General features: G+C 72.9%; 19 protein-coding genes, 1 tRNA gene and 1 pseudogene. 13 read left to right on the forward strand and 8 right to left on the reverse strand.

Going from position 1 to position 26,132, the window contains the following annotated elements; translation table 11 throughout:
* Positions 1-102 precede the first annotated feature (102 nt).
* The 5 genes from IEZ04_RS17970 to IEZ04_RS17990 form a co-directional block, all read right to left on the reverse strand.
* On the reverse strand, positions 103-696 hold the full coding sequence (locus IEZ04_RS17970) for a 50S ribosomal protein L25/general stress protein Ctc (RefSeq protein ID WP_189217898.1): 594 nt from the start codon (positions 694-696) through the stop codon (positions 103-105).
* Positions 697-926: 230 nt separating this feature from the next.
* Positions 927-1,907 (reverse strand): ribose-phosphate diphosphokinase, encoded by a 981-nt coding sequence (locus tag IEZ04_RS17975; protein WP_189217899.1) that lies wholly within the window; start codon positions 1,905-1,907, stop codon positions 927-929.
* A gap of 105 nt (positions 1,908-2,012) precedes the next feature.
* Entirely contained in the window at positions 2,013-3,461 is a 1,449-nt protein-coding gene (glmU, locus tag IEZ04_RS17980) for a bifunctional UDP-N-acetylglucosamine diphosphorylase/glucosamine-1-phosphate N-acetyltransferase GlmU (protein ID WP_189217900.1), read from the reverse strand.
* A 122-nt stretch (positions 3,462-3,583) separates the two neighbouring features.
* Positions 3,584-3,659 (reverse strand) — tRNA-Gln (locus IEZ04_RS17985).
* Between the two features lie 14 nt (positions 3,660-3,673).
* Positions 3,674-4,534 (reverse strand): hypothetical protein, encoded by an 861-nt coding sequence (locus tag IEZ04_RS17990; RefSeq protein WP_189217901.1) that lies wholly within the window; start codon positions 4,532-4,534, stop codon positions 3,674-3,676.
* A gap of 167 nt (positions 4,535-4,701) precedes the next feature.
* Here IEZ04_RS17990 and IEZ04_RS17995 point away from each other — a divergent pair, with 167 nt between their 5' ends.
* A complete protein-coding gene (locus IEZ04_RS17995) occupies positions 4,702-6,096 on the forward strand; it encodes a sensor histidine kinase (protein WP_189217902.1) in 1,395 nt (464 codons plus the stop codon).
* Between the two features lie 107 nt (positions 6,097-6,203).
* On the opposite strand, the gene IEZ04_RS18000 is transcribed toward IEZ04_RS17995, so the two are convergent.
* Positions 6,204-6,743 (reverse strand): SUKH-3 domain-containing protein, encoded by a 540-nt coding sequence (locus tag IEZ04_RS18000; RefSeq protein WP_189217903.1) that lies wholly within the window; start codon positions 6,741-6,743, stop codon positions 6,204-6,206.
* An 87-nt stretch (positions 6,744-6,830) separates the two neighbouring features.
* Entirely contained in the window at positions 6,831-7,346 is a 516-nt protein-coding gene (locus IEZ04_RS18005) for a YwqJ-related putative deaminase (protein WP_189217904.1), read from the reverse strand.
* A gap of 223 nt (positions 7,347-7,569) precedes the next feature.
* Here IEZ04_RS18005 and IEZ04_RS18010 point away from each other — a divergent pair, with 223 nt between their 5' ends.
* The 7 genes and pseudogenes from IEZ04_RS18010 to IEZ04_RS18040 all read left to right on the forward strand — a co-directional run bounded on the left by IEZ04_RS18010 (position 7,570) and on the right by IEZ04_RS18040 (position 18,379).
* The gene (locus IEZ04_RS18010; protein ID WP_189217905.1) at positions 7,570-8,595 is read left to right on the forward strand and encodes an SMI1/KNR4 family protein; all 1,026 of its coding nucleotides are present in this window, start codon (positions 7,570-7,572) and stop codon (positions 8,593-8,595) included.
* A gap of 8 nt (positions 8,596-8,603) precedes the next feature.
* Entirely contained in the window at positions 8,604-11,318 is a 2,715-nt protein-coding gene (locus tag IEZ04_RS18015) for an SUKH-4 family immunity protein (protein ID WP_189217906.1), read from the forward strand.
* A gap of 248 nt (positions 11,319-11,566) precedes the next feature.
* Positions 11,567-12,451 carry a coiled-coil domain-containing protein gene (locus tag IEZ04_RS18020; protein ID WP_189217907.1) on the forward strand — a complete coding sequence of 295 codons (885 nt, stop codon included), beginning with the start codon at positions 11,567-11,569 and terminating at the stop codon, positions 12,449-12,451.
* Positions 12,452-12,496: 45 nt separating this feature from the next.
* Positions 12,497-13,068 (forward strand): annotated as a pseudogene (locus IEZ04_RS18025) (ABC transporter permease); the annotation flags it as partial.
* 363 nt (positions 13,069-13,431) lie between these two features.
* Positions 13,432-16,962 (forward strand): transcription-repair coupling factor, encoded by a 3,531-nt coding sequence (mfd, locus tag IEZ04_RS18030; protein WP_189217908.1) that lies wholly within the window; start codon positions 13,432-13,434, stop codon positions 16,960-16,962.
* A 145-nt stretch (positions 16,963-17,107) separates the two neighbouring features.
* Positions 17,108-17,569: a cupin domain-containing protein gene (locus IEZ04_RS18035; protein ID WP_189217909.1), complete on the forward strand. Its 462-nt coding sequence runs from the start codon at positions 17,108-17,110 to the stop codon at positions 17,567-17,569.
* 93 nt (positions 17,570-17,662) lie between these two features.
* Positions 17,663-18,379 (forward strand): HNH endonuclease family protein, encoded by a 717-nt coding sequence (locus IEZ04_RS18040; RefSeq protein WP_189217994.1) that lies wholly within the window; start codon positions 17,663-17,665, stop codon positions 18,377-18,379.
* 108 nt (positions 18,380-18,487) lie between these two features.
* Here IEZ04_RS18040 and IEZ04_RS18045 read toward each other — a convergent pair whose 3' ends face one another.
* A complete protein-coding gene (locus IEZ04_RS18045) occupies positions 18,488-19,234 on the reverse strand; it encodes a hypothetical protein (protein WP_189217910.1) in 747 nt (248 codons plus the stop codon).
* 228 nt (positions 19,235-19,462) lie between these two features.
* On the opposite strand from IEZ04_RS18045, the gene IEZ04_RS18050 reads away from it, so the two are divergent.
* From IEZ04_RS18050 to IEZ04_RS18070, 5 genes are all read left to right on the forward strand, one after another.
* Positions 19,463-21,544 (forward strand): N-6 DNA methylase, encoded by a 2,082-nt coding sequence (locus tag IEZ04_RS18050; protein ID WP_189217911.1) that lies wholly within the window; start codon positions 19,463-19,465, stop codon positions 21,542-21,544.
* Positions 21,545-21,676: 132 nt separating this feature from the next.
* Entirely contained in the window at positions 21,677-22,291 is a 615-nt protein-coding gene (locus IEZ04_RS18055) for a hypothetical protein (RefSeq protein WP_189217912.1), read from the forward strand.
* 50 nt (positions 22,292-22,341) lie between these two features.
* Positions 22,342-23,868 carry a serine/threonine-protein kinase gene (locus IEZ04_RS18060; protein WP_268245674.1) on the forward strand — a complete coding sequence of 509 codons (1,527 nt, stop codon included), beginning with the start codon at positions 22,342-22,344 and terminating at the stop codon, positions 23,866-23,868.
* A gap of 203 nt (positions 23,869-24,071) precedes the next feature.
* Complete coding sequence (locus IEZ04_RS18065; protein ID WP_189217914.1) at positions 24,072-24,734, forward strand: SurA N-terminal domain-containing protein; 663 nt, start codon at positions 24,072-24,074, stop codon at positions 24,732-24,734.
* Positions 24,735-24,803: 69 nt separating this feature from the next.
* Positions 24,804-25,811, forward strand: a complete 1,008-nt coding sequence (locus IEZ04_RS18070) for a nucleoside triphosphate pyrophosphohydrolase (RefSeq protein ID WP_189217915.1) — start codon at positions 24,804-24,806, stop codon at positions 25,809-25,811.
* The last annotated feature ends 321 nt before the right edge of the window (positions 25,812-26,132 follow it).

Raw genomic sequence — 26,132 nt, forward strand, 5'->3', positions numbered from 1 at the left:
CTCACGTATGCGTCAGCCGCCGGGCCCGCGCTCGCGGCGCGGGCCCGGCGGCTGATGTGCATTCTGCCCCGGGAACCCCTTGCGGGGATCCTTGCCGAAGGATCAGGCCTCGGTGGCCTCGCCGCCCTCGGCGGCCCCCTCCGACGGCTCCTCCGCCTGCGCGGCCAGCACCTGGAGGACCACCGCGTCCTCCTCGACGTTCAGCGAGACACCCTCGGGCAGCGTGATGTCCTTGGCCAGGACGGACGCACCGGCCTCCAGGCCCGCGACCGAGACGGTGACGGACTCGGGGATGTGCGTGGCCTCGGCCTCGACCGGCAGCGCGTCCAGGACGTGCTCCAGCAGGTTGCCGCCCGGGGCCAGCTCGCCCTCGGCGTGGACCGGGATCTCGACGGTGACCTTCTCGCCCCGCTTGACCAGCTGCAGGTCGACGTGCTCCAGGAAGCCCTTCAGCGGGTCGCGCTGCACGGCCTTCGGGATCGCCAGCTCGTTGGTCTTGCCGTCGATGTCCAGGGCGATCAGAACGTTCGACGTACGCAGCGCCAGCAGCAGCTCGTGGCCCGGAAGCGTCAGGTGCAGCGGGGCCGAGCCGTGGCCGTACAGCACACCCGGGACCTTGTTGTCACGGCGGATACGACGGGCCGCACCCTTGCCGAACTCGGTACGGGTCTCGGCGGTGAGCTTCACCTCGGACATGTTCACTCCTCGTAGAAGTAAGCGGTCGTACGAACCCGCACAAGGGGCGTACGACGGAAACGGTCGTGGTCACCCGGCCACGAACGGCCTGCTACGAAGAGCGCGTCGATAACGGACCGCCGTATCCGCGTGAACGGAGACGGCCTCCCTCGCCGAGCAACCTCATCAGGGTACTCGGCCAGGGAGGCCGCAGGAAAATCGATCACCCCGGGGAAGCCCCGGTGGGTGTCCTACTGCTCGTCGAACAGGCTCGTCACCGAACCGTCCTCGAACACCTCACGCACCGCGCTCGCGATCGTCGGCGCGATCGACAGCACTGAGATCTTGTCCAGGTCACGGCCCAGCTCACCCGGCGTCGGCAGCGTGTTGGTCAGCACGACCTCGCTCACCCGCGAGTTCTTCAGCCGGTCCGCCGCCGGACCCGACAGCACACCGTGCGTCGCCGTCACGATGACGTCCTCCGCACCGTGCGCGAACAGCGCGTCCGCCGCCGCACAGATCGTGCCACCCGTGTCGATCATGTCGTCGACCAGGACACACACCCGGCCCTTCACATCACCGACCACCTCGTGCACCGTCACCTGGTTCGCGACGTCCTTGTCACGCCGCTTGTGCACGATCGCCAGCGGCGCACCCAGCCGGTCGCACCAGCGGTCCGCCACCCGCACCCGGCCGGCGTCCGGGGACACCACCGTCAGCTTCGAACGGTCGACCTTGTTGCCCACGTAGTCCGCCAGCAGCGGCAGCGCGAACAGGTGGTCCACCGGACCGTCGAAGAAGCCCTGGATCTGGTCCGTGTGCAGGTCCACCGTGAGAATCCGGTCCGCACCCGCCGTCTTCATCAGGTCCGCGACCAGACGCGCCGAGATCGGTTCACGTCCACGGTGCTTCTTGTCCTGCCGCGCGTAACCGTAGAACGGCACGATGACCGTGATGGAGCGGGCCGACGCACGCTTCAGCGCGTCGATCATGATCAGCTGCTCCATGATCCACTTATTGATCGGAGCCGTGTGGCTCTGGATCAGGAAGCAGTCCGCGCCTCGCGCCGACTCCTGGTAACGGACATAGATCTCGCCGTTGGCGAAGTCGTAGGCCTTCGTCGGGACGACCCCGACACCCAGCTGCTGGGCGACCTCCTCGGCAAGCTCGGGGTGGGCGCGGCCGGAGAAGAACATCATCTTCTTCTCGCCGGTCGTCTTGATCCCGGTCACAGCACAATCTCCTCAGAGGTGTCTCAGCTGGGCATGGGGGAACGTCTCAGCTGAAGGGTGATGGCACCTATCACGGTACGCCGTCCCGGACGTACCTGTTTCCGGTCAGCTTTCGCCGGCCGCCTCCCGGCGAGCCGCCTCGGCCGCCTTCGCCGAGCCGCTGCCCGGACGCTTACGAGCCACCCAACCCTCGATATTCCGCTGCTGACCGCGCGCGACGGCCAGCGAACCGGGCGGCACATCCTTGGTGATCACAGAGCCCGCGGCGGTGTAGGCGCCGTCCCCGATCGTGACAGGCGCCACAAACATGTTGTCCGAGCCCGTCTTGCAGTGCGAGCCGACCGTGGTGTGGTGCTTCGCCTCGCCGTCGTAGTTCACGAACACGCTGGCCGCGCCGATGTTCGTGTACTCACCGATCGTCGCGTCCCCCACGTACGACAGGTGCGGCACCTTCGTGCCCTCGCCGATCGACGCGTTCTTGGTCTCGACGTACGTGCCGACCTTCGACTTGCGCCCGAGCCGCGTGCCCGGACGCAGGTACGCGTACGGTCCGACGGTCGCGTCCTCGCCGATCTCCGCGCCGTCCGACACCGTGTTGTCCACCCGGGCACCCGCGCCGACCCGCGTGTCCTTCAGCCGGCTGTTCGGCCCCACCTCGGCGCCCGTGCCGACATGCGTCGTCCCCAGCAGCTGCGTCCCCGGGTGCACCACCGCGTCCTGCTCGAACGTCACCGTGACGTCCACCCAGGTGGTCGCCGGGTCGACGACGGTCACACCGGCCAGCATCGCGTCGGTCAGCAGCCGGTCGTTCAGGATGCGGCGGGCCTCGGCGAGCTGCACGCGGTTGTTGATCCCGACGATCTCGCGGTGGTCGGCCGCGAGGGAGGCGCCCACGCGGTGACCGGCCTCGCGCAGAATGCCGAGCACGTCGGTGAGGTATTCCTCGCCCTGGCTGTTGTCCGTCCGCACCTTGCCCAGCGCGTCCGCGAGCAGCTGCCCGTCGAACGCGAAGACACCCGAGTTGATCTCCCGGATCGCGTGCTGCGACTCCGTGGCGTCCTTGTGCTCCACGATCGCGGTCACGGCACCCGAGGCGCCGTCGCGCACGATGCGGCCGTAACCGGTCGCGTCCGGAACCTCGGCGGTCAGGACCGTGACAGCGTTGCCGTCGGCGGCGTGGGTGGAGGCCAGCTTCCTCAGCGTCTCGCCGGTGAGCAGCGGGGTGTCGCCGCAGACGACGACGACCGTCCCGTCGACGGTGCCGCCGAGCTCCTCCAGGGCCATGCGGACCGCGTGCCCCGTGCCGTTCTGCTGCGCCTGCACGGCGGTCCGTACGTTCGCGTCGATCTCCGCGAGGTGGGCCGAGACCTGCTCGCGGGCGTGGCCCACGACGACGACCAGCTCCTCCGGCTCCAACTCGCGCGCGGCGGCGAGGACGTGACCGACGAGGGATCGGCCGCAGAGGCTGTGCAGGACCTTGGGGGTGGCCGACTTCATACGGGTGCCCTCACCCGCTGCGAGTACGACGACGGCGGCCGGGCAGATGGCGCTCACGGTGTGCCCTTCGGCTTTGGATGGGTGGGGTGGGTCATCCGCAGGATACCGGGGCGTAGTGGGGGTCAAATGTGAACGGGTCCCGACTTGGGTCAGGACCCGAACTTGGGTGATGTGTGCTGTGGCTCCCCCGCAAGGATTCGAACCTTGTCCTGCTAGGACCAAAACCTAGTGTGCTGCCAGTTACACCACGGGGGACAGCACGTCTGACCTTACCGGAGACGTTCCTTCGCTTGGGCCACGATTCCGTACCACCAGCCCTCGATGCGGTTGTACAGATCAGCGCTTCTCGCCACGGTGATGACCAGGCAGCCGTGGTAGTCGTCGCCGGTGTTCTTGCGGACGGTCACGGGGTTGTGCTTCTTGAGCGTCGGCTTCGCGAAGACGGCGGTGTCGACAGCGGCGACATCTGCCCAGTACCTGAGAGCCGCATCGACGTCCGCCGACTCGTGGATGAGGACCCGGTAGCCGAGGCGGTTCTCCTCGACGCCGAGCAGGTCGAGCCATGCGAGGTAGGTGAGAATGACGCCGGGGTCGCTGTTGATGAAGACGGCGCGCTCGCGCCGAGCGTAGGGCTTGCTCTTGGCGCCCTCCGCCCAGTACAGCGCAATACCGGCCATGAACAGCTCGCGGTCCGAGAGGTCGCCGATCTCCTGTCGGGCTGCGGCTTTGACGCTTTGCAGTTCTTCGTTCCGTGCTGAGCGGAACCGGGCCAGCCCCTCGTTCATGAGGGCTCGCTGCTCCTCGGGTGTGTAGCGCGGCGTGGGCTTCGGCAGGTCCCGCACCCACAGCGACACCGAGCTCCTGGAACAGCCGAGTTCCGATTCGATCCGGTCGTATGTCCACCCCTGCAGGCGCAGTTCACGGGCTTTCGCGCGGAGGTCGTCCTTGGCTCGCGGGCGCTTTGTCCACTCGGGCGGCGGTTCCCCCTTCACCAGCTGGTTGAGGATGTCGTTGTTGTAGACCTTCAGCTCGTCACGGATCTGCCGGAGGCTGCGGCCCTCGCGCCGCAGCGCGACCGCCCGTGCCCGCAACCCCTCGAAGTCCGCGTACTTGTCGGATGAACGTGCCATGCGCCTACCGTCCGGGCGGAATGATCGCTTCCGGGGTCGAACGGTGAGCGATTCAGCAGTTCGAGGTAGATCGGTGCATTTCGCTTCCGTCCGGTCACGGAGTGTGGTGTAGGCCAGTACGGGAAACTCACCGGAAAAGCCGCGGTCGGCGACCGTAGGCTGGGTGCATGACCACGACGGGGGAAGACCACGCGGGAACCGGGACCAGGGCAGGTCCGGCGGGTCCGTGGTGGTGGAGGCGCAGGCGCGGTGCGGCGCTGGACGTGGGGCTCGCCCTGGTGTCCGCGCTGGAGTGCGCGGCGGAGGGGGTGACCTTCGCGCGGGACGCGGGCGTACCCGTGTTCGCGGGTGTGGCGTTCGGTCTGGTGGCCGGTTCCGTGCTGTTGGTGCGGCGGATCTGGCCGGTCGCCGTGGTGCTGGTGTCGATCGCGATCACGCCGGCCCAGATGGGCCTGCTGATGGGCGTCCTCGGCCTGTACACGCTGGCCGCGTCGGAGGCGCCGCGGCGGGTCATCGCGGCGCTGTCGGGGATGTCGTTCGTGGGTACGTTCATCGTCGCGATCGTGGAGACGTCGCGGGGTGTGCGGCACACCTCCGAGCTGGGTGGGGAGTGGTTCCCGCCGTTCGTGGCGCTGACGTTGGCGATCGGGCTGACGGCGCCCTCGGTGCTGCTGGGGCTGTACGTGGGGGCGCGGCGGCGGCTGATGGAGAGTCTGCGGGAGCGGGCGGACTCGCTGGAGCGGGAGCTGCAGCTGCTGGCCGAGCGGGCCGAGGAGCGGGCCGAGTGGGCGCGGGGCGAGGAGCGGCGGCGGATCGCGCGCGAGATGCACGACGTGGTGGCGCACCGGGTGTCTCTGATGGTGGTGCACGCGGCGGCGTTGCAGGCGGTGGCCCGCAAGGATCCGGAGAAGGCGGTGAAGAACGCGGCGCTGGTGGGGGACATGGGGCGGCAGGCGCTGACGGAGCTGCGGAAGATGCTCGGGGTGCTGCGGTCGGAGACGGGTTCGGCGCAGTCGGGTCCGGGGGACGGGGCGGCGCGGCGGAGCGTGGTGCCCAGGCAGGTGTCCGAGCCGGAGCGCGAGCGGGTTCCGGTGGCGGCGCCGTCGCCCGCCGCGGTGGCGGTCGCGGCGGCTGCCGTCGGCACCGGTGCGGGGGAGGCCGGTGAGGGGCCGTGTCTGGCGGAGCTGGAGGAGCTGGTGGGGCAGTCGGCGGCGGCGGGGATGGTCGTGCGGCTGTCGGTGCAGGGGGAGGCGCGGGAGTGTGCCCGTGAGGTGGAGCAGACCGCGTACCGGGTGGTGCAGGAGGCACTGACCAACGTGCACAAGCACGCGGCGGGCGCGAGAACGCATGTGCGGCTCGCGTACCGGAGTGCGGAGATCGCGATGCAGGTGGAGAACGAGCCGCCGCCGGAGCCGGGGGACGCGTCGTCCGCGCGGCTGCCCTCGGGCGGGAACGGGCTGGTGGGGATGAAGGAGCGGGTCACGGCGCTGGGCGGGGTGTTCGTGTCGGGGCCGACGGACGCGGGGGGTTTCCGGGTGTCGGCGGTGATTCCGGCGGCGTGACCGCGTACGGCCTCGGCGGTGTGCGGAGGGCGTGTTCGGCGGGATGTGCAGGGCGTCTCGGGTTCTTCATTCCCCGGGACGCCCTCTTCGTCGTGCCGTGTGCCGTGTCAGCCCGCTGTCAGGCGTACCGGAGTGGTGCCCGTCAGGAGGGTGGTGAGGGCGTGGTCCACGGTGGGGCCCAGGTACCAGTCGCCGGTGTGGTCGAGCGCGTAGGCGCGGCCGGCGCTGTCGAGGGCGAGCAGGGTGTGGGTGTCGGGTTCCAGGCCGAGGGGGGCGACCTCGGTGCCGAGGGCGCGGCCGAGGTCGCCCAGGGTGCGGGCCATGTGGAGGCCGTGCAGGGGGTCCAGGTGGAGTGTGGCGGGGGCGAGTTGGCGGCCCGGTGCCGGTGAGGTGATGTGCAGGCCGCCGAACTCGGACCAGGCCTCGACGGCGGCGGGGAAGACGGCGTGACGGTGGCCGGCGGGGGAGATGTGGTCGCGCAGGGTGTCGGCCCAGATCTCCGCCTGCCGTATGTCCCAGCGGCCGGGCTGCCAGCCGGCGGTGCGCAGGGCGGTGTCCACGGGGGCGGCGAAGCGGGACGGTGGTCCTACCTGCCCGAGCTGGGTCGGGAGCGTCGGCGCCTTGCGGGAGGAGGGGTCGGCTTGCATCTGCCCTTCGTTCGTCGTTCGTCGAGGGATGGGGCGCGGCGGCCGTCGGTTCGGTCAGGTGACGCGCCGTGGTGCGTGGTGTTGTGGTCAGGGTTTCTGCGCGGGGTCGACGATCCGTACGCCGAAGTGGGCGCTGAGGGCTTCGCAGGCGCGGCAGGGGGCGGCGAAGCTGCCGTGCAGGGGGTCGCCGTCCTCGCGGATGCGACGGGCGGTGAGTTTGGCGTGTTTCAGCGCCTTGCGGGCCTCGCCGTTGGTCATGGGCTTGCGGGAGGCGCGTTTGCTGCGGGTGGCGTCGGCGGCGGCGATGTGCCGGGAGATGAGGATCGCCTCGGCGCAGCGGCCGGTGAAGCGGTCGCGCCGGTCGGCGGCGAGGGAGTCCAGGAAGTCCTGGACGAGGGGGTGGAGCGGTGGTGGCGTGTCGCTGCGGGCGGCGGTGCCGGTGAGGGTGGTGGCGCCGCGTACGGAGAGGGCGGCGGCGATGGTGGGGAGTATGCCGTCGCGGCGGTGGAGGAGGACGGGGGCGTGGGGTGCCTCGGTGGTGCTCCAGCCGACCCGGGGGTCGCCGGGCGCATTGGCCCGCGTCGCCGCGTTCATGATCGTCATCCCCTCCCGGTAGGTCCCCCTGCAGCGGACACAGACTGCCAAACGCCGTGGCCGGTGCGGAAGCTGGGGCGGTGCGACACGCCAGGGCTTGGCCGGTGCGTCACCGGTGGGTGACGGGTGGTCACCGAGGCGGACGCCCGGTGACCGGTGTCGCCGTACCGCTTAGGCTGTCGACCGTCGCGAATCCACACAGCCACACAGAACGCCGCAGGGGGCAACCGCCATGACGACAGGTCGGCTCGGGGAGCGAGCCGCGCCGCCGAACGCGGCCTACGCCGGGCAGGTCGTGCAGTTCCCGGACCCGGTGCGGGCCGCGCGTCATCCGAGGGGTGTGCGGGTCGACGCGCACGGCTACCCGGACTTCTCGCCCTACGCGCGTGCCGCTGCGGAGATCGCCGATCCCCCGGAAGGGTTCGGTGTGGACGAGCTGAGGTTGACGGACTACGTGTCGGCGAACGCCGCGCTGGCCGCGTCCGGGCACGAGCTGTGGGACACGGTTCCGGCGGTGGCGACGCCGCACGGGTGGACCTGGCACCACGTTCCGGGCGCCCGGCGGCTGGAGTTGGTCCCGGTGGAGGTGAAGGCGCTGCTGCGGCACCACGGCGGGGTGGCGACGGCGGCGGTGGACCACGGCAAGCGGGGGACACGGCCGTTGCAGGAGACGCGGCCCGCGCACTTCGGGCTGCCGAAGTCGCTGGTGTCGGTGACCGAGCAGCAGGTGGTGGGTGTCGAGGAGGACCTGGGGTACCGGCTCCCCGGGGCGTACCGGTCGTTCCTGAAGGCGGCCGGCGGGTGCGCTCCGGCGGGGGTGGCGCTCGACGCGGAGCTGGGTCTGCTGGTGGACCAGCCGTTCTTCACGGTGCGGGACGAGGCCGCGGTCAACGATCTCGTGTACGTCAACAAGTGCCTGCGGGACCATCTGACGAAGGACTACCTGTGTGTGGCCTTCGTGCAGGGCGGTTTGCTGGCCGTGAAGGTGAGAGGTGACCGGGTGGGGTCGGTGTGGTTCTGCGCGTACGACGACGCCCGTGACGTGGATCCCTCGTGGGCGCCGGAGGAGCGGGTGGAGCGGCTGTTGCTGCCGTGCGGTGAGGACTTCGACGCGTTCCTGGCCCGGCTGGCGGGCAGTCCGCCGGAGTTGGAGACGGTGGCGAACCTGATGGTGGACGGGGGCTTCGCGCGTGCCGTGCCCGTCTCGGCCGCGCCTTCCGCGGCTTCCGGTCTCTCGACGTCTCCGGCGGGGGAGTGAGTGCCGCGATGGTGACCTTTTCGCAGGCGCAGGAGCGCGCGGAAGAGTGGATCAATGGTGACGTGCCCGGTTACCAGCATCGTGAGGTGCGGGTGCGGGAGTTCGAGCTGGGTTTCGTGGTCTGGGCCGAGGACAGGGCGGACGGTCCGCGTTCGGACGGCGGCGCGCAGCGGGTGGTGATCGCCCGGGACAGCGGCGAGGCGTCGTTGTGGCCGGGGCTGCCGGTGGGTGAGGTGATCCGGCGGTACGAGGAGCTGTACGGCCGCACGGACGCGGCCGCCGGGGCCGTGCCGGCGCCGCCCCCGGCGCGGGTGGACCTGAACCAGACGTCGTTCCTGTTGACGCCGCCGGAGTGGTTGCAGGAGGCGGCGGACAAGCTGGGTGTGCCGGGACGGAGGGCGGACGCGTCCGAGGGGGGCGGGGACGGTTCGTCGCCGTCGCCGTCGCCGTCGCCATCGCCGGGGAGGGCGGCCGGGCCGCCGGTTCCGGCCGACGCCACGCCGTGGCCCGTGGCGGGTACCCCTGCCGCGGGTACGCCTGCCGCCGATACGCCCGCCGGGGCGACGCCGTGGGCGGGCACGGACACGAACGCCGGTGCCGAGGACGACCGTTCGGTGCCCCTGCCGGAGACCGTGTTCGCGCCGCCGCTGAGCGAGGCGGAGGAGGAGCGTACGCCGCCGCCGGGGGTGCTGCCGCCGGACAGGAGCACCGCGTTGCTCGCGGGCGGCGGGGCCGTGGCCGGGGCGGCGGCCGGCGGTGGGGTTTCCGCGGGTGCGGTGGATGCGCCGGGTGGAGCGGGTGGAGCGGCGCACGGCGCGCCGCAGGACCCGGACCCGGGCGCCGCGCCGGGGACACCGGCTGCGGGGGCGCCTGCGCCTGGTGCGTCCGGGTCTGGCACTTCGGCGTCGGGTACGCCTGCGTCTGGCGCTCCGGTGCCTGGGACGCCCGCGTCTGGCGTGCCTGCGCCTGGTACTCCGGTGCCTGGGACGCCCACGTCTGGGGTGCCTGCGCCTGGTGGGTCCGGGTCTGGCACTCCGGCGCCGGGTACGCCTGCGCCTGGCACGTCCGCGCCTGGGGTGCCTGCGGCTGGTACTCCGGTGCCTGGGACGCCCGCGTCTGGCGTGCCTGCGGCTGGTACTCCGGTGCCTGGGACGCCCACCGCAGGTACTCCCACCGCAGGTACTCCCACCGCAGGTACTCCCGCCCCCGGTACGCATGCTCCCGGTGCGCCCGGCCCCGGTGGGGCGCACGGTTCGGTGCGCACGCAGGGCGGTGCGGTCATTCCTCCGCCGCCGCCCGGTCCGCCGGGTCCGCCGCCGCCCGGTCCGCCCCGGTCGGGTCCGGGTGTGCCCGGCACCCCGGCGAGTGGGTACGTACCGACGCAGCTGGTCTCCCAGCTCGGTGCGGACGGCCCCGAGGGTTCGCCGGGCGGTACGCCTCCGGGTGGCGTCCGGCACGCGGCGACGGTGCGGGCCGGTTCCCCGGCCGCCGGTGGTCCCGGTGCGCCGCAGCCGCCCGGTCCGCCGGGTACTCCGCCGCCTCCGGGCGTTCCCGGTGGCGGTGCCGTACACCAGGCGGAGACCATGCTGGCCGGGCCGTCGCCCGTCGGTCAGGGTGCGCCGCCGCCCGGTCCGCCGCAGCCGCCCGGTCCTCCCGGGGTCCCTCCGGGGACGCCCCCGGTGTCGCCTCCGCACGTGCCTCCGGCCGTGGCCCCGGCGTACGGCTATCCGCAGGCGCCGCCCGCCGGGCAGCCGACCGTGGGTCCCGGTTACCAGGCGGTGCTGCGGTTCCGTGCGCCGGACGGTTCGGAGCAGCAGGTGATCCGGCGGTCCGCGCCGGGCATGCCGCATCCGGAGTGGCAGATCTTCCATGAGCTGCGCGGCCTGAACGTCCCGCCGGAGGCGGTGCTGGAGCTGCACACGGAGCTGGAGTCGTGCGAGCTGCCGGGTGCATACTGCGCGCGGATGATCCGTGAGCAGTGGCCGAACGCGCGCATCACGTCCATCGCCCCGTACGGCACCGACCACGCCACGCGGCAGCAGGGCATGGCGCAACTGCTGGCGCATCAGGGGGAGTTGCACGAGGTGGCGGACGGTCCGGCGCGGCCGGCGCCGGTGCGGGCGCCGCTGCCGCCGGTGCCGCCCGCGCCGCCGGTCCCGCCGGAGGGTGTCGCGCAGGAGCTGGGGGCGGCCTTCGGGCCGGGGATCTTCCGGTTCGACCAGCAGGCGGTGTCCCGGCAGGGTGTGCCGCCGCTCGTGGCGCACGCGCTGGTGGTGGCCGGGCTGCCGTTCGACATGGGTCCGTTCTTCTGGGCGCAGGCGCAACCGGGGCGGCCGGTGCCGACGCTGGCGGAGCTGGCGCAGGAGCGCGGGGTGCAGCCGGCGTCGGACGCGGGTTCGTACCTGGTCGTGGGCAGTGACTTCGGCAAGGCGGTCTGTGTGCAGTACGGGACGGCGCACATCGTGGCCGTGCCCGTGGAGGCCGGTCCCGGTGGTGCGCCGGTGCCGCCGCAGTTCGTGAACACGGGGCTGCTGGAGTTCCAGCGCTGCCTGGCGCTGCTGGGTCGGATGTGGCGGTTGCGGTACGGGCTGAACCAGGAGCAGGCGGGCCGCTGGACCGTCGATTTCCAGGCGCAGCTCGCGGCGCTGGATCCGGCGGCGCTGGGTTCGCCGGAGAGCTGGTGGTCGGTGCTGCTGGAGGAGATGTGGGACGGACTGCTGTGAGGTGGTGCTGACGCGGCGCGGTGCCGCGTTGGTCCGAGTGGAGCAGTGGAGGGCCGGGCCCGGTCGCACGATGGGGCCCGGCCCTTCCGCGTGCTTCCGGGCGCCCTCCCGGGTGCGTCCGTCAGCCGTGACCCCTGGCCGGAGTGTCGCGTTATGGGCCCTTCGCTCCTATCCATCAAGATGTGCGCGACTTGTTCGTTTTTTCGCGATCGTCATGTGGTGTGGGTACGGCGGAGAGGGGTCCAGGGATGAGCAGCGAGCCGGTGACGCGGTACGGCTTCGCGGTCGTGCGGCGCGGTTACCGACCCGAGCAGGTCGACCGTCACGAGGCGGCGCTCTCCGCGGAGCGTGACGCCGCGTGGGAGCGGGCCGCGCGGCTGACCGTGCTGGCCAGGGAGATGGAGGAGGACGCGGTCCGGCTGCGGGAGACCGTGGTGCGGCTCGTCCCGCAGACGTACGAGGCGCTCGGCGAGCGGGCCCGGCAGCTGTTCGAGCTGGGTGCGGAGCAGGCGGAGGCGGTACGGGCCGAGGCCCGCCGGGAGTGCGAGCGGATCGCCGAGGAGGCGGAGGCGGCGGCGGGTGCGGTGCGGGAGTCCGCGCGGGCGCACGCCGACGGGGTGCGCGAGGAGGCGGAGGAGCACGCCCGGCAGGGGCTGCTCGCGGCGCGGGCCGAGGCGGACGACGTCCGGATCACGGCGCGGTGCGAGGTGAAGGAGGCGCGCAGGGAGGCGCTGGAGACCTTGCGGGTGGTGCGGGAGCGCACGGAGGGGCTGCTCGGTGAGCAGGAGGCGAAGCACGCCGCCCGGTGGGCGGAGGCGGAGCGCGAGGAGGCCGAACGGGAGGCCGCGTCGGAAGCCCGGCAGAGGGAGCTCGTGGAACGCGCGGAGGCCGCCTTCGCCGAGGCCAGGCGCGCCTTCGCGGAGGCGGAGGAGTCCGCGGCGCAGCTCCAGGCCGAGGCCGAGGCCCGGGCGTCCGGCCTGGTCGCCGAGGCCCGGATCCGGGAGGACCGCATCGCCCGGGAGACGGACCGGGTGCTGCGCGAGCACGGCGAGCAGGAGGACAACGTGCGCGCCCACATGGACCACATCCGGGCGAGCCTGACGTCGTTGACGGGGAGCGCGCCGGTGGAGTGAGGGGGCCGTGCGCCGTGACCGGCCCACCGGCCCCTTCTGTTCCCCGTACCCCCGGAGCGCATGCCGCTGGACACGCTGCTGTTCGCGGCGGCGGAGGACGGTCGGGAGGAGGCCGCCTACGCGGGGCTGAAGGCGGCGCTGGGCGACTGTCCGCAGTACACCGTGCGTGACCAGACCGACTACGAGGCGGCTCTGCAGGACCAGATCGGGCAGCTGCTGAACATGGTCCACGGGCTGCTGGCGCCGGCGATCGTCGTGGCGGCGCTCGGTGTGGTGAACACGCTCGCCCCGTCCGTGGTGGAGCGGACCCGGGAGATCGGCCTGCTGCGGGCGGTCGGGCTGTCGCGGCGGCAGCTGCGGCGCATGATCCGCCTGGAGTCGGTGGTGATAGCGCTGTTCGGCGCGCTGCTGGGGCTGGGGCTGGGGCTGGGGATGGGCTGGGGGGGGGCGCGGCGCAGCGGTTGCTGGCGCTGGAGGGGCCGAAGGTCCTGGAGATCCCTTGGGCGACGATCGGCGGGGTGTTCGTGGGGGCGGCGTTCGTGGGGTTGTCCGCCGCCTTGGTGCCGGCGTTCCGGGCGGGGCGGATGAACGTGCTGAACGCGATTGCTACGGAGTAGGCGCGGTGGCGGGCGGGCGCTTCGCCGTTGCGGCTCCGGCGCCTGTTGTCAGGTGTGGGGCGGGTGCGCGCCGGGGGTGTCCGGGCTCGGTCCGGCGGGCTGTTCGCCTGGGGAGGGCGGCCGGTGGTCCGCGCCGGCCGCTGCGCGCAGACGCCCCCCGGCACGCCCCCTTCCCGCCGTGCGCGGCTGCCGGGCCGTGGGGCCGGGACCGCCTTGGAGGGGAATGGGTGCCTCTGCGTGGCCGGGGGTACCCGTCCGCTCCGGCTCAGCCGGCCCCGCGGCCCGGCGTACTCTTGAGGACCCCGGCCCGTGTGACGTGTCGGGTCGCTCGCGTTGCCCACTCCCCGAGGATGGAAGTCCTTCATGAGCCTGCACGGTCTGCTTGACGTCGTCGTCAGGGACGCCGCCCTCGCGGAGGCGGTGAGTGCCGCCGCCGACGGTCGTCGGGCGCACGTCGACCTGGTGGGGCCCCCGGCGGCCCGCCCCTTCGCGGTGGCCGCGCTGGCCCGGGACGCCGGCCGTCCCGTGCTGGCCGTGACCGCGACCGGCCGGGAGGCCGAGGACCTCGCGGCGGCGCTGCGGTCGCTGCTGCCGGAGGACTCGGTGGTGGAGTACCCGTCGTGGGAGACGCTGCCGCACGAGCGGCTGAGCCCGCGCAGTGACACCGTGGGGCGGCGGCTGGCCGTGCTGCGGAGGCTGGCGCACCCGAGTCCGGACGATCCCGCCACCGGGCCGGTGTCCGTGGTGGTCGCGCCCGTGCGGTCGGTGCTCCAGCCGCAGGTCAAGGGGTTGGGGGACCTTGAGCCGGTGGCGCTGCGCACCGGGCAGAGCGCTGATCTGGGTGATGTCGTGGAGGCGCTCGCGGCAGCCGCTTACTCCCGGGTGGAACTGGTCGAGAAGCGTGGCGAGTTCGCTGTCCGGGGAGGGATCCTCGATGTCTTTCCGCCGACCGAGGAGCATCCGCTGCGGGTGGAGTTCTGGGGCGACGACGTCGAGGAGATCCGGTACTTCAAGGTCGCTGACCAGAGATCGCTGGAAGTCGCCGAGCACGGGCTGTGGGCTCCGCCGTGCCGGGAGCTGCTGCTGACCGCCGAGGTGCGGGAGCGGGCCCGTGCTCTTGCCGAGGCCCATCCCGAGCTGGGCGAGCTGCTGAACAAGATCGCCGAGGGTATCGCGGTGGAGGGCATGGAGTCCCTGGCCCCGGTCCTCGTCGACGACATGGAGCTGCTGCTCGACGTCATGCCCGAGGGGTCGATGGCCGTCGTGTGCGACCCCGAGCGGGTGCGGACCCGGGCCGCCGATCTGGTGGCCACCAGTCAGGAGTTCCTGCAGGCGTCCTGGGCGGCCACGGCGGGCGGAGGAGAGGCGCCCATCGATGTCGGCGCCGCTTCTCTGTGGTCCATCGCCGATGTCCGGGAGCGGGCGCGTGAGCTGGGCATGATGTGGTGGTCGGTGTCGCCGTTCGCGGCGGACGAGGAGACGGACGCCGACACGCTGAAGCTGGGCATGCACGCCCCGGACACCTACCGTGGCGACACCGCGAAGGCTCTGGCCGACACCAAGGGATGGCTCGCCGACGGCTGGCGCACGGTGTTCGTGACCGAGGGGCACGGGCCGGCCTCCCGCACGGTCGAGGTGCTGGGCGGGGAGGGCATCGCGGCGCGGCTGGACGCGGATCTGGGGGAGATCTCGCCCTCCGTGGTGCATGTCTCGTGCGGGTGCATCGACCACGGCTTCGTCGACGCCGAGCTGAAGCTGGCGGTGCTCACCGAGACCGACCTGACCGGGCAGAAGGCGGCCGGGCGGGACGGTGCGCGGATGCCCGCCCGGCGCCGGAAGACCATCGATCCGCTGACCCTGGAGTCGGGCGACTACATCGTCCACGAGCAGCACGGTGTCGGCCGGTACATCGAGATGGCCCAGCGGACCGTGCAGGGCGCGACCCGTGAGTACCTGGTGGTCGAGTACGCGCCCGCCAAGCGGGGGCAGCCCGGGGACCGGCTGTACATCCCGACCGACCAGCTGGAGCAGATCACCAAGTACGTGGGCGGCGAGGCGCCGAGCCTGCACCGGCTCGGTGGTGCCGACTGGACGAAGACCAAGGCGCGCGCGAAGAAGGCGGTCAAGGAGATCGCCGCCGACCTGATCAAGCTGTACAGCGCGCGGATGGCGGCCCCCGGTCACGCCTTCGCTCCCGACACGCCCTGGCAGCGGGAGCTGGAGGACGCCTTCCCGTACGCGGAGACGCCCGACCAGCTCACGACGATCGCCGAGGTCAAGGAGGACATGGAGAAGACGGTCCCGATGGACCGCCTGATCTGCGGTGACGTCGGCTACGGCAAGACCGAGATCGCGGTGCGGGCCGCGTTCAAGGCGGTGCAGGACGGCAAGCAGGTCGCGGTGCTGGTGCCCACGACGCTGCTGGTGCAGCAGCACTTCGGCACGTTCAGCGAGCGGTACGCGCAGTTCCCGGTGAGCGTGAAGGCGCTGTCCCGGTTCCAGACGGAGACGGAGTCCAAGGCGGTCCTGGAGGGGCTGCGGGACGGGTCGGTGGACGTCGTCATCGGTACGCACCGGCTGTTCTCGTCGGAGACGAGGTTCAAGGACCTGGGCCTGGTCATCGTCGACGAGGAGCAGCGGTTCGGCGTCGAGCACAAGGAGCAGCTGAAGAAGCTGCGGGCGAACGTGGACGTGCTGACCATGTCCGCCACCCCGATCCCGAGGACGCTGGAGATGGCGGTGACAGGCATCCGGGAGATGTCCACGATCACGACTCCGCCGGAGGAGCGCCATCCGGTGCTGACCTTCGTGGGGCCGTACGAGGAGAAGCAGATCGGTGCGGCCGTGCGGCGGGAACTGCTGCGCGAGGGGCAGGTCTTCTACATCCACAACCGGGTCGAGTCGATCGACCGGGCGGCGGCGCGGCTGCGGCAGATCGTGCCCGAGGCGCGGATCGCCACCGCTCACGGCCAGATGTCGGAGCAGGCGCTGGAGCAGGTCGTCGTGGACTTCTGGGAGAAGAAGTTCGACGTGCTCGTCTCGACGACGATCGTCGAGTCCGGGATCGACATCTCCAACGCCAACACCCTGATCGTGGAGCGTGGTGACAACTTCGGGCTGTCGCAGCTGCACCAGTTGCGCGGGCGTGTCGGGCGGGGCCGGGAGCGCGGGTACGCGTACTTCCTGTACCCGCCGGAGAAGCCGCTGACGGAGACCGCACACGAGCGGCTGGCGACCATCGCCCAGCACACCGAGATGGGTGCGGGCATGTACGTGGCGATGAAGGACCTGGAGATCCGCGGCGCGGGCAACCTGCTGGGCGGCGAGCAGTCGGGTCACATCGCGGGCGTCGGTTTCGACCTGTACGTCCGTATGGTGGGCGAGGCGGTGGCGGACTACCGGGCCTCCCTGGAGGGCGGTGTGGAGGAGGAGCCGCCGCTGGAGGTCAAGATCGAGCTTCCGGTCGACGCGCACGTCCCGCACGACTACGCGCCGGGCGAGCGGCTGCGGCTGCAGGCGTACCGGGCGATCGCCTCCGTGAACACGGAGGAGGACATCGCCGCCGTACGCGAGGAACTGGTCGACCGTTACGGCAAGTTGCCCGAGCCGGTGGAGAACCTGCTGCTGGTGGCGGGGCTGCGGATGCTCGCGCGTGCGTGCGGTGTCGGCGAGATCGTGCTGCAGGGCAACAACATCCGGTTCGCGCCGGTGGAGTTGCGGGAGTCGCAGGAACTGCGGGTGAAGCGTCTGTATCCGGGCGTCGTCGTCAAGCCGACGGCGCACCAGGTGCTGGTGCCGCGCCCGAAGACCGCGAAGGTGGGCGGGAAGCCGCTGGTCGGGCGGGAGCTGCTCGGGTGGGTCGGGGAGTTCCTGACGTCGGTCCTGGGGTCCTGATCCGGCGCCCGGGCGCCCGTGCCCGCGTGGCCGCTGGACGGCCGGTTCCTTCCCTGTACGGGGTGGTTCCGCGGCGGATACTGGACAGCGAGCGGCTGCTTCCGGCCGCCCGCGTCTGTCCGGTCTTTCCGTTCGGGGAGGAACCATGGCCGGTGACGGATTCCTGGTCCCGCCGGGGCGGAGCAGGGGAGGGGAGCGCCGGTTCCTCGGGGACCCGCTGCGGATGCTGGTCGAGGGCGCGGACACCGGGGGCGCGTTCACCGCGGTGGAGCTGGTCCACGAGCGGGGCTTCAGCACTCCTTGGCACGTGCACCGCAACGAGGACGAGGCGCTCTACGTCCTGGACGGGGAGCTCGTGGTCATCTGCGGTGAGGAGAGGTGGGAGGCGGGGCCCGGCGGCTTCGTCCATCTGCCGCGGTCGGTGCCGCACGGCCTGAAGGTGGTCTCGGAGTCGGCGCGGATCCTCGCGCTCTGCGTCCCATCCGGTTTCGAGCACTTCGCCCGCGACGTGGCCGACCTGCGAATCGGTGAGGAGACGGCACACCAACTGGCCGACATCGCGGGGAAGTACGGCGTACAGGTTCTGGGGCCCTTGCCGGAGCGGTGACCTCCGACTGGATACGCTGCACGAGTCGCACACCCGAGCCGGACGGGGCTGGAAGAACTCGTGATACGTGGCCGTGGCATCGTCGCCTCCGTGATGGTCGTCCTGTTCGCCGCCGGATGCTCCGGCCTTCCCGGCGAGGCGGGACCGGAGCGGTCGCAGTCGGCCGCGCCGGAGGGGCGGGCGGTCAGTCCGCTCGGGAACCCGGACGGTACGGGGCCGGGTCTCGCGCCCGTGACGTCGGACGGCGACACGGCGAGGGCCCGCGACCTCATCGAGGGGCTCACCACGAAGGGGCGCGGGCCGAAGACGGGGTACGAGCGCGACGAGTTCGGCTACGCCTGGATGGACACGGCCGACGGGGTGCCGCTGGCCCGGAACGGCTGCGACACGCGCAACGACCTGCTGCAACGCGACGGCGAGGACGTGGAGTTCAAGGCGGGCTCGAACTGCGTGGTCGTGAGCATGACGCTGGACGACCCGTACACCGGCACCACGATCGAGTGGCGCAAGCAGAAGGCCGCCGAGGTGCAGATCGACCACGTGGTGCCGCTGTCCTACGCCTGGCAGATGGGCGCGTCCCGGTGGCCGGAGGACAAGCGCGAGCAGCTCGCCAACGACCCGCTCAACCTGCTGCCGGTCGAGGGCCGTGCCAACTCCGCCAAGAGCGACTCCGGGCCCGCCTCCTGGCTGCCGCCGAGCAGGTCGATCCGGTGCGCGTACGCGGTGCGCTTCGCGCAGGTGGCCGAGAAGTACGAGATGGCGGTCACCGCGCCCGACAAGGAGACGATGCTGGCGCAGTGCGGCGGCTGACGGGCACGCGGCGCCGGCGAAGCGGGTGCCACCGGTGCTGTGCGGCGGCACCCGCTTCCCCTCGCGAGGCGGCGCCCCCCTCCTGCGCCGCCTCGGGTCCGCGGGTGTTCAGGACGCGAACTCGTCCAGGTCCAGCACCTCGCCCCGGGGCGCCGCGGTCGGGACCGGCTTGTCGTAGTCGGTGAAGGTGATGTCGCCGGCGTCACCGGGGGTCTTGCTGACCACCCGGAGGATGTAGGGCTTGCCCTCCGTGGCGACGTACGCGGTGGCCTCGTCCTTGCCGTCGGTCTGCTCGAGCGTGATCGCCGGGGTGCCGTCGACCTCGGTGACCCCGCCCCGCTGGGCGTCCGTACCGCCGTCGAACTCGTCCAGCATCGCGCCGAGGTCGCAGAACCCGGTCATCTCCTCGCTGTCGGGGCCGGATGCGGACGTCTTGGTCCACTTGCCGGCCAGCATCTCCACGACCATGTCGGTCTCCATCTGCCCCTCGCCCTGGCCCTGGGCGCGCAGGAAGGCCTCGTCGAGCTTCACGTAGACGGTGTCGCCGGTTCTGATGATCTCGGCCTTGCCCTCGCCGTTCATGGAGATCGTGCCGGCGCAGTCCCCCTTGGTGTTGAGCGCCAGGTCCATCCGGATGGTGCCGCCGGACTCCTCGTCCGGTGCCTCGCCCTTGATGCGCAGGGAGGACGCGCCCTTGGTGGCGTCCAGGGCCCGTTCGGTGATCTCGGCCCCGGTCAGTCCGGCGAACGGCTCGTCCTTCTTGCTGTCGGCCTTGTCCTCGCCGGGCAGGCAGCCGGTGAGCGTGGCGGTGGCCGCGGCGGCGACACAGAGTGCGGCGAGTGCGGTGCGACGCATGACAGTTCCCCCCAGGAATGTCTCAGGTGAGTCGGGGCGGGTGTGTGCGCCTCGACGGAGTCAATAAGAACAGAGTCTGTGAACTCGGTCAACACGATTTACGTTTACGTGGTCGTACACGCTGTGAATCGAGGCTTCTTGCCTATGCCGGTATGCTCGGCGTCACACGCGGCGGGGCACCGTACGGCGTGGACGGACGGCACGGACGAGGCAGAGGGGGCCGGGCGCGTGAGCGACAACGGGACAGAGGTGACCGCCGCGGGCATCGCGCGGCTCGCCGGGGTCGGCCGCGCCGCCGTCAGCAACTGGCGCCGCCGCCACGCCGACTTCCCGCGGCCGGTCGGCGGCACCGAGAACAGCCCGTCCTACGCGCTCGCCGAGGTCGAGGCCTGGCTGCGCGGGCAGGGCAAGCTCGCCGAGGTGCCCCTCAGGGAGCGGGTCTGGCAGCAGCTCGCCGGCCATCCCGAGGGGTCCACCACGGCGCTCGTCCGCACCGGGTGCGTCCTGCTGCTCCTGCACGACCGCCACCCGGACTGGCTCCGGGTGAGCGCGGGCCCCGACGAGCGGCTCGCCGGCCTGCTGCCCGGCGCCCTCGACCAGGTGCTCACCGCGCGCTTCGGCGGGACCCGCCCGCCCGGACTCACCGCGCCGACGGCCGAAGCGCTGCTGCCCGACGTGCCGTTGCTCCGCGGCGCCGCGGAACTGGCGGCGGAGTCCGGGGCGCGGCAGACGTTCGAGTTCCTGCTCGGCCGTCACCTCGACGCCAACACGCGCCCGTACACACCGACCCCCGACGGGCTCGCCGGACTGATGGCCGACCTCGCCGGGCCCGCCCGGTCCGTGCTCGACCCCGCCTGCGGGACCGGCGCCCTGCTGCGCGCCGTCGCGTCCCGGCCCGGACAGGACCTCACCGGTCACGAACTGGCCGGTCAGGACAGCGTTCCCGAGTCGGCCGCCCTCACCGCGCTCCGCCTCGCCCTGCACACCCGGGCCGCGCTCCGCGCGGCGGCCGGCGACAGCCTGCGCGCGGACGCGTACGCCACGCTCCGCGCCGAGGCCGTGCTGTGCCACCCGCCGTTCAACGAGCGCAACTGGGGACACGACGAACTCGCCTACGACCCGCGCTGGGAGTACGGCTTCCCGGCCCGTACGGAGTCCGAACTGGCCTGGGTGCAGCACGCGCTGGCCCGGCTGAAGGACGACGGCACCGCCGTACTGCTGATGCCGCCCGCCGCCGCCGGGCGCCGCTCCGGCCGCCGCATCCGCGCCGATCTGCTGCGCCGGGGCGCCCTGCGCGCGGTGATCGCCCTGCCGGCCGGCGCGGCACCCCCGCACGGCATCCCGCTGCACCTGTGGGTCCTGCGCCGGCCCGGCCGGACGCCCGCCGGACCCGAACTGCTGCTGGTGGACACCGGCCGGCTCGCCGACGGCGGTGCGGCGCCGTCCGAACGCGGCCGCGGCGGCCTCGACTGGCCGGCCGTGCACACCGCCGTCACCGACGTCTGGCAGGCCTTCGACCGCGCGGGCACCGTGGCGGAGCAGCCGGGGCTGAGCCGTTCCCTGCCCGTCATCGACCTCCTCGACGACGACGTGGACCTGACGCCCGCCCGCCACCTGCCGCCCCCGGCCGCCGCCGGTGGCGCGGGGGAACTGACGGCCGTACGGGAACGCCTCGGCGCGACCCTGCGCCTGACCGCCGACCTCGCGCCCGCCGTCCCCGCGCCGGAGGACGACGCGGGGACGGGGAGCCGGAGCGGGCACCGGCCGCTCACCACGGTCGGCGAACTCGCGCGCGCGGGCGCCCTGTCACTGCGCACGGGCGGGAACGGACCCCACGCGCGCGTGCTCACCGACCACGACGTCCTGGCCGGCACGGCACCCTCGGGAACTCTGCCCGACACCGGGGAGGAACCCGTCCTCGTGGAGAACGGCGACGTCGTCGTGCCCGTCCTCGGCGGGGGCGCCGTCGCGCGCGTGGTGGACGAGGCGACGGCCGGCGCGGCACTCGGCCGCAACCTCACGCTGCTGCGCCCCGACCCGGCGGCCCTGGACCCGTGGTTCCTCGCCGGCTTCCTGCGTGGCACCGCGGGCAACCGCCGCGCCAGCAGCTACGCCTCCACCGCCACCCGCCTCGACGTACGCCGCCTCCAGCTGCCCCGGCTCCCGCTCGACCAGCAGCGCCGCTACGGGACCCGTTTCCGGGCGCTCGCCGAGTTCGAGGACGCGCTGCGGCTCGCCGGGCGCCTCGGCGAGCAACTCGTGCGCGGTCTGCACGACGGACTGACCGACGGCACGCTCGCACCGGACTGACGGCTTCCCCGGCGGACGTGCGGAATCGGTGCGGCAACGGTTGTCCACAACCCTTAACGGCATGTGGTCATCGGCCTATACGCTCGACACGAACATCGCACGCCCGCTCGCACAGGTTCGTCAGGAGCAGCCATGCACGGCCCCGGCTACGCGCCGCCACCGCCACCCCGCCCCTCCCGGGGCGGGCTGATCACCCTGCGGGTGCTCTTCGTGACGATGGCCGTTCTGAGCTGCGGTTTCCTGGCCTGGGTGTGCATGCTGCGGCTCGCCGTCGTGACCCGCGGACGCCGTGACTGGATCGCGTTCACGGTCTCCGTCGCGCACATCGTCCTGGTCGTCCTGATCCTGGGCACCGACCCGGGCGTCGAGGAGTTCACCACCTGGCGCGGCGACGTCGGCATGTCCCTGCTGCTCGCCGGCGTCCCGGCGAACGTCGCGTACTACCTGTACGCGGAGATACGCCACTTCGGCGGCACCGCTTCCGCGGCGTACGCGCACCCGCACCTCGGCACCACGGCCGTCGGCCGGCAGGGGTACGGCTACCCGGCACCGCCGCCCCCGCCCCCGCAGCCACAACCGCAGCCCTACATGCCCGCCCAGCCGACGCGGCAGCCGCCCGTCCCGTCATCGCCCCGGACGGAGCCGCAGGCCCATCCGCAGCGCCCGGCGCCCGCGCGCATCGACCAGGTGCGCGCCGAACTCGACGAACTCAGCGACTATCTGCGCCGGCAAGAGGGTGACAGGTGACCCAGGGGACGCCCCAGGGCGGCGGACGACTGGTCGCCGACCGCTACGAACTGTCCACGCTCCTCGGGCAGGGCGGCATGGGCCAGGTCTGGACGGCGTACGACCGGCGCCTGGACCGCCGCGTGGCCGTCAAACTGCTGCGCCCCGACAAGGTCGCGGGCCAGGACGCCGACGAACTGCGCCGCCGCTTCCTGCGCGAGTGCCGGGTCACCGCGCAGGTCGACCACCCCGGACTCGTCACCGTCCACGACGCGGGCAGCGAGGGCGAGGAACTGTTCCTCGTCATGCAGTACGTCGACGGCGCGGACCTCGCCGACCACCTCGCCGAGCACGACCCCTACCCCTGGCAGTGGACCGTCGCGGTCGCCGCCCAGCTGTGCGCGGTGCTGTCCGCCGTGCACGCGGTGCCGATCGTCCACCGCGACCTCAAGCCGCGGAACGTGATGGTCAAGCAGGACGGCACGATCACCGTCCTCGACCTCGGCGTCGCCTCCGTGATGGACACGGACACCACCCGCCTCACCCACACCGGCTCCCCGATCGGCAGCCCCGCCTACATGGCCCCCGAACAGGCGATGGGCGGCGCCGTCGGCCCGTACACCGACCTGTACGCGCTCGGTGTGCTGCTGCACGAACTGCTCAGCGGCAACGTCCCGTTCGCGGGCTCGACGGCCCTCGGCGTGCTGCACCGCCATCTGTACGAGGCGCCGGTCCCGGTCCGCCGGCTGCGCCCCGAGGTGCCCGAGCCACTGGAGGCGCTGGTGCTGCGCCTGCTCGCCAAGGACCCGCAGCACCGCCCGGCGTCCGCGCAGGAGACGTACGAGCAGCTCCTCCCGCTGCTGCCCGCGCGCGGGATGCCGACCGGTGCCCCGCTCGACCCCACCCGCCCCTTCCTGCGCCCGCACGCGCCCTGGCCGGACCGCGCCCGCATCCCCGCCCCCGGACCGCAGCCGCAGGCCGCGCCGGTCGGGAACGCCGGAACCGCCAAGGGTCCGGCGACCGCGGGGAACGCCGCCAAGCCCGATGTCGCGGGCGCCGTCGACGAGGTCAAGCGGCTGCTCGGCGAGGGCCGCATCACCCAGGCCGTGGACATCCTGGGCGCGATACTGCCGCTGGCCGCCGCCGAGCACGGCGAGCACTCGCCCGTCGTACGGACCCTGCGCAAGCAGTACGCGGCCACGCTCATGGACGACGGCCAGTACCGGCGCGCCCTGCCCGAACTGCGCCGCCTCGCCGACGAACGGGCCACCGAGGCGGGCCAGGCGGACCCGCAGGCCCTGCGCTTCCGCTACGACGCCGCCCAGTGCCTGGAACAGCTCGGCGAGCCGGCCGCCGCCCTCGCCGAGTACCGCGTCCTGCTGCCGTACTACGAGAACCAGTACGTGTCGGGCGACCCCGAGCTCTCCCTGGACGTACGCCGCCGGATCGGCCACCTGCTGCTGGCGCTCGGCGACCGCCCCGCCGCCCACGACACCCTGGCCCGCCTCCTGCACGACGTGGAGCGGCTGCGGGGGCCGGGGCACCCGCTGGCGGCGGACGTGCGGCGGACGCTGCAGTGGCTGGGGCGGGTGCGCTAGCCGCCCGTTCGCCCGCGCGTGGGCGGGAGCCGGTGCCCGAAGTGGTGGCGGATCGTTGGTCCGATGTCTGGTCGGGAACAGGCCCACTGCCTACCATCGATCACCGCAAGACCTTGTGCGCCCGCCCGTCGCCCGACCACCGCCCCGCACAGTGGCGCTGCGCGCCGCGCACCCGTCTGCACAAGCTCTCCAGGGAGGCCACCTTGCACCGCCGTAGCCGTCGTCGCACCGCGCTCCTCCTCGCCGCAGCGATCGCCGCCGCGGGCCCCGCCCTCACCGCCTGCGGCAACGACGCGCATCCCGGCGCGGCCGCCGTCGTCGGGGACCAGCGGATCACCGTCGCGCAGCTGGAGAACCGGGTCGACGAGGTCCGCACGGCACAGCGGGCCGCCACCGTCGACGAGGCCCAGTACCAGCAGGCCGTCGCCGGCACCGGCAGGCTCACCCGCGACACCCTGCACAGCATGGTCCTCGACCGGGTGCTGGACCGCGCGTCCGCCGACGCCGGGGTGCGCGTCAGCCGCAAGGAGATCCAGGACTTCCGCGCCTCCCTGGAGGAGCAGGCCGGCGGCGCCCAGGCCCTGGAGACGGCCTGGCTCCAGCAGTACGGCGTCGCCCCCCAGCGCCTCGACGACAACCTCCGCACCGAGATCCAGGCCCAGAAGCTGGCCGCCGCACTCGGTGTCGACATGAACACCGACCAGGGCAAGGCCGCGTTCTGGCAGGCGCTGTCGAAGGCGTCCGGCGAGCTCGACGTGGACATCAACCCCCGCTACGGCACCTGGGACGTCGAGAAGAGCAGCCGGGCGGACGCGCGGACGCCCTGGATCCGCGAGATCACGGCGGCGGCACCGCGGCCGGCGTAGCACCGGCGCCGCGTCCACAGCCTGTGGACAACTTCTGGCGCTGTCGGTGACGTGCGTTACGTTCGAGGAGTGAACGCAATCAGTCCCGACAGCGCACCCGGCACTCCGGACCCGGCCCCGGCGAACGGCCGTATCGTCCTGCTGACCACCAGCCACCGCGTCGCGCCCGGACTCCTGTCCTGGCCCGCCTGGCAGGAGCTGCGTGCGGCCGACCGCGTCGTGTGCGCGGACGGCGCGCACCCGCAGCTGCCGTACCTGCGCGACGCGGGCGTGGCGGTGGACGAGGCGACCCCCACCGCCGAGGAGCTGGTCGGCGCCTGCTCCGGGGGCCGCACGGTCGTGGTCGTGGCGACGGGCGAGGGCGAGCCCTCGCTCACCGACGGCCTGGCGCGCCTCGCGGGCTCCGGCCGCGTCGCGATGCCGGACCTGGAGCTGCTCCCCGCCTCGTACGACCTGCCGGGCGCCCGCCTCCTCGACCTCGTCCAGGTCATGGACCGGATCCGCGGCGAGTGCCCCTGGTCCTCCCAGCAGACCCACAAGGGCCTGGCCAAGTACGGCATCGAGGAGGCGTACGAACTCGTCGAGGCGATCGAGGAGGGCGACCGCGACGAGCTGCGGGAGGAGCTGGGCGACGTCCTGCTCCAGGTGGTCTTCCACGCCCGGATCGCCGAGGAGGACCCGGAGGAGCCCTTCTCCGTCGACGACGTGGCGGGCGGGATCGTCGCCAAGCTGATCCACCGCCACCCGCACGTCTTCGGCGACGAGACCGCCACGACGCCCGAAGAGGTCAAGGAGCACTGGCTGCGCACGAAGGCTGCCGAGAAGCGGCGCACCTCGGTCACCGAGGGCGTCCCCCTCGGCCAGCCGGGCCTGGCCCTCGCCGCCAAGCTGTCCTCCCGCACCCGCACGGCCGGCCTCGACGTACCGCTGCCGCGGGGCGAGGGCGTCGGCTACGAGCTGCTGGCCCTGGCCGCCCGCGCCGAGGCCGAGGGCGTCGACCCGGAGGCGGCCCTGCGGGCGGCGGCCCGCGCGTACCGGGACGCGATACGGGCGGCGGAGGGCGTGAGCGGGGCGTGATCCCGGACGCGGGCGGCGCACGGCACGCCCGCCCGCGTCCACGGCCGTCGTGCTCGGCGCCTGCCCGTGTCCGCGGCCCGCTCGTGCCCGGCGCCTGTCGGCGTCCACGGCCGTCGTGCTCGGCGCCTGCCCGTGTCCGCGGCCCGCTCGTGCCCGGCGCCTGTCGGCGTCGGCGGCCGTCGTGCTTGGCGCCTGCCCGTGTCCGCGGCCCGCTCGTGCCCGGCGCCTGTCGGCGTCGGCGGCCGTCGTGCTTGGCGCCTGTCCGTGTCCTGCGCCCGGCTGTCCTCGGCGCCTGTCGGCGTCGGCGGCCGTCGTGCTTGG

Source organism: Streptomyces ruber (assembly GCF_014648075.1).
GTDB lineage: Bacteria > Actinomycetota > Actinomycetes > Streptomycetales > Streptomycetaceae > Streptomyces > Streptomyces ruber.